Genomic DNA, 2,961 nt, shown 5'->3' on the forward strand with positions numbered 1-2,961 from the left:
CTGCGCGCCCATGTGGAGTTCACGCGAGTGAACTGGGCGCAGGTGGACAAATACTATGGATTTGTGACGCAACTCCAGCCGCGCAATGCGCGCTACTGGGAGGAGGCCTCATGGCACATGGCCTACAATGCGGCCTCGTATTACCTCTACAACAAGGAGCTGAAGTCGGGCCTGCGTGGCACCTTGTTCCATGACTATGTGAAGCGTGGCCTCGACATTCTGGAGGAGGGTTTGAAGCTCATGCCGGACAATCCCCGACTCTGGCAAAAGCTGGGCGACCTGCACTGGAACCGCAGCAAGGACTTCAAAGCCTCTGGCGACGCCTACCTGAGCTCCTTTCAGCACGGTGGTCTGAATTTCACCGAGCGCTTCGCCGGCTTTGCCTATGCGCAGGCAAACGATCCCGACTCATGGGCCAAGGGTTACGCCATTTTGAAGAAGCTCTATGACGAGAAAAAGGCCACTCCCGGGCTGATCGAATTCCTGAAAATACTGGAACAAAATCTCCACATCCCTGCGGCTCAGCGCATTCCTGATGCAGGTCCGGTAAGAACGATCCCAAAACCTCAGTCCGGCCCCCTACGGCCATAGGCTGGCAACCTAGCTTGGTTGACATCCGATGCTTTCGGGTGAATTTTCACATTGTTCCAACCAATGCCTGCCAAAATAGACATTCCCCGCAAGTCGATCTACCGCCTGTCGATCTACCAGCGCTGCCTGCAGCGTCTGCGTGAGAATCAGGTGGACACTGTGTCGTCTGCCGCCTTGGCAAAAGCGGCCGGGGTGAAGTCCACCCAGCTGCGCAAAGACTTGGCGTATTTCGGCCAGCTCGGCACCCGGGGTCTGGGCTACAATGTGGACGCCCTCAGCGGCACGATTGGCGATGTGCTGGGGCAGAACAAACTGCAGCCCGTCATCCTGGTCGGCGTCGGGAATCTCGGTTCCGCACTGCTGCGCTACGGCGGCTTCCGCAAGGAAGGCTTCGAAGTCGCGGCCGCGTTTGATCTATCACCCCGCAAGCAGCCGCAGGTCAGTGTGCCCGTGCTGCCGATGACTGATATGGCCGAATTCATCCGCCGCCAGAATGTGAAAATGGCCATCCTCACCGTGCCCGCCAGCAACGCCCAGTCCGTGGTCAATGATCTGGTGCAGCACGGCATCCAGGCCATCCTGAATTTCTCCCCCACCGTCCTCGATGTCCCGGAGAATGTCGTCGTGAACAGCGTGGATCTGGCCGTGGAGTTGGAGAATCTGAGCTACTTCATCCGCTGATTCTTTGGCGCGCAGGCGCTGAGAATGAGTTGAAGCAAAAGCACTGCATCATGCGTTGATGTCGGACTCACCATCCGACCCTCCCCATGCTCCGACTTCTCGCCGTCCTCTTCGCCCTCGTCTCCACCGCCTATGCGGCACATCCGTTTCTCTGCTGCGACTACGGTGGTGGCAAGGTCTGCGTGGTTTCCGCCGAGGGGAAAATCGAATGGCAGTGGGACTGCAAAGCCCCGCAGGACTGCTGGAAGCTGCCGAATGGAAACTACCTCTTCTGCTTTGTCAGCGGTGCCCTGGAGGTGACTCCTGACAAGAAAATCGTGTGGGAGTACAAGGCACCGACCGATGTGAAAGTCGAAGTGCATTCCTGCCAGCCGCTGCCAGATGGGAATGTGATGATCGTGGAATGTGGCACCAGCCGCATTATTGAGGTGGATCGGGCTGGGAAGATCGCCAAGGAGATCAAGCTCACCGCGGCTCCTGAGATCAAGCTGCACAACCAGTTTCGTGGCACACGCAAACTCGCCAACGGCCACTACCTCGTCTGCTTCAAAGGCGAAGGCAAAATCGTCGAACTCGATGCCGACGGCAAAGTGCTGCGCCAGATCAAAGTTCCTGGAGATCCCCATGAAGTCGTGCCGCTTCCCGAAGGCCACCTCCTCATCACCTGCGGTGATGGCCATCAGGTGCGCGAACTGGACGCCAAAGAAAACATCGTCTGGGAACTCGCTGAAAACGACATCCCCGGCTACACGCTGCGCCTCATGGCCGGCTGCCAGCGCCTGCCGAACGGCAACACCGTCTTCTGCGTCTATCTCGGCCACGGCCACATCGGCGAGCAGGCCCAGGTCATCGAAGTCTCCCGTGACAAGAAGATCGTCTGGAACGTGGCCGACCACGCCCAGTTCAAGACCATCAATCAGATCATGCTGCTGGATGTGGCCGGAGACGTGACGAAGGGCGAGATTCTGCGCTAAGACGGATCAATAACTCCGCGCAAACACCACGCGGCGTGAGCTCGGCTTGCCAGTGAGGAAACACTTGCCTTCCTCAGCAAACTGATCGCCGTGAGGGATGCAGCGAATGGTCACCTTCAGGTCTTTGCTGAGGGTGTCTTCATCGTCGCTGCTGCCAGCCCAGTGCATCATGGCGAAGCCGCCTTCGGAGTCTTCCGCAAAGAAGGCTTTGAACTCTTCTAGCGTTTCGAGCTTCTTCATGTTCGCGTCACGCAGTGAGGTGGCACGTGCGAGCAGCGCATCCTGAATCTCCTGCAGGCGCTCCGTCACAGACTGAATGAACTCTTCCTTGGGCACGAACTCCTTGGCCTTCGGTCCCTGATCGCGACGGCAAACGGCCACGCTTCGGCTGGTGATGTCGCGAGGCCCCATTTCGAGGCGCATCGGCACGCCCTTCTTGATCCATTCCCAGTTCTTCGCGCCGCCCTGAAGGTCGCGCTTGTCCACATGCACGCGCAGTGGTTCACCGGCGAACATTTGGGTGCGCAGAGTCTGTGCCAGTGCTTCACAGGCGGCGATGACTTCATCGCGCGTGTCAGCCTTCGGCGTGACGGGCAGTATGACGATCTGGTTCGGGGCCACGCGTGGTGGGATGATGACGCCGTCGTCATCGCCATGGGCCATGATGACCGTGCCGATCATGCGCGTGCTGACGCCCCAGCTCGTGGTGTGGGCC

The 2,961-nt window shown here is 59.0% G+C and carries 4 protein-coding genes; 3 read left to right on the forward strand and 1 reads right to left on the reverse strand.

The annotated features are described in order from the left end of the window. The 3 genes from ACIREA_RS29805 to ACIREA_RS29815 form a co-directional block, all read left to right on the forward strand. Positions 1-591 (forward strand): hypothetical protein (locus tag ACIREA_RS29805; protein WP_397385958.1); only part of this gene is annotated, 591 nt, incomplete at its 5' end. A gap of 63 nt (positions 592-654) precedes the next feature. After that, positions 655-1,272: a redox-sensing transcriptional repressor Rex gene (locus ACIREA_RS29810; RefSeq protein ID WP_397385959.1), complete on the forward strand. Its 618-nt coding sequence runs from the start codon at positions 655-657 to the stop codon at positions 1,270-1,272. An 86-nt stretch (positions 1,273-1,358) separates the two neighbouring features. Beyond that, positions 1,359-2,246 (forward strand): hypothetical protein, encoded by an 888-nt coding sequence (locus ACIREA_RS29815; RefSeq protein ID WP_397385960.1) that lies wholly within the window; start codon positions 1,359-1,361, stop codon positions 2,244-2,246. 6 nt (positions 2,247-2,252) lie between these two features. Here the strand turns inward: ACIREA_RS29815 and ACIREA_RS29820 are convergent. Then, the coding region (locus tag ACIREA_RS29820) for a His/Gly/Thr/Pro-type tRNA ligase C-terminal domain-containing protein (protein WP_397385961.1) at positions 2,253-2,961 on the reverse strand (709 nt) is incomplete at its 5' end.

The organism is Prosthecobacter sp., assembly GCF_044373815.1.
Lineage (GTDB): Bacteria > Verrucomicrobiota > Verrucomicrobiia > Verrucomicrobiales > Verrucomicrobiaceae > Prosthecobacter.

Excerpts from the sequence above, each read along its gene's own strand:
- ACIREA_RS29810 (WP_397385959.1), top strand. The coding sequence starts at position 655 with ATGCCTGCCAAAATAGACATTCCCCGCAAGTCGATCTACCGCCTGTCG.
- ACIREA_RS29815 (WP_397385960.1), top strand. The coding sequence starts at position 1,359 with ATGCTCCGACTTCTCGCCGTCCTCTTCGCCCTCGTCTCCACCGCCTAT.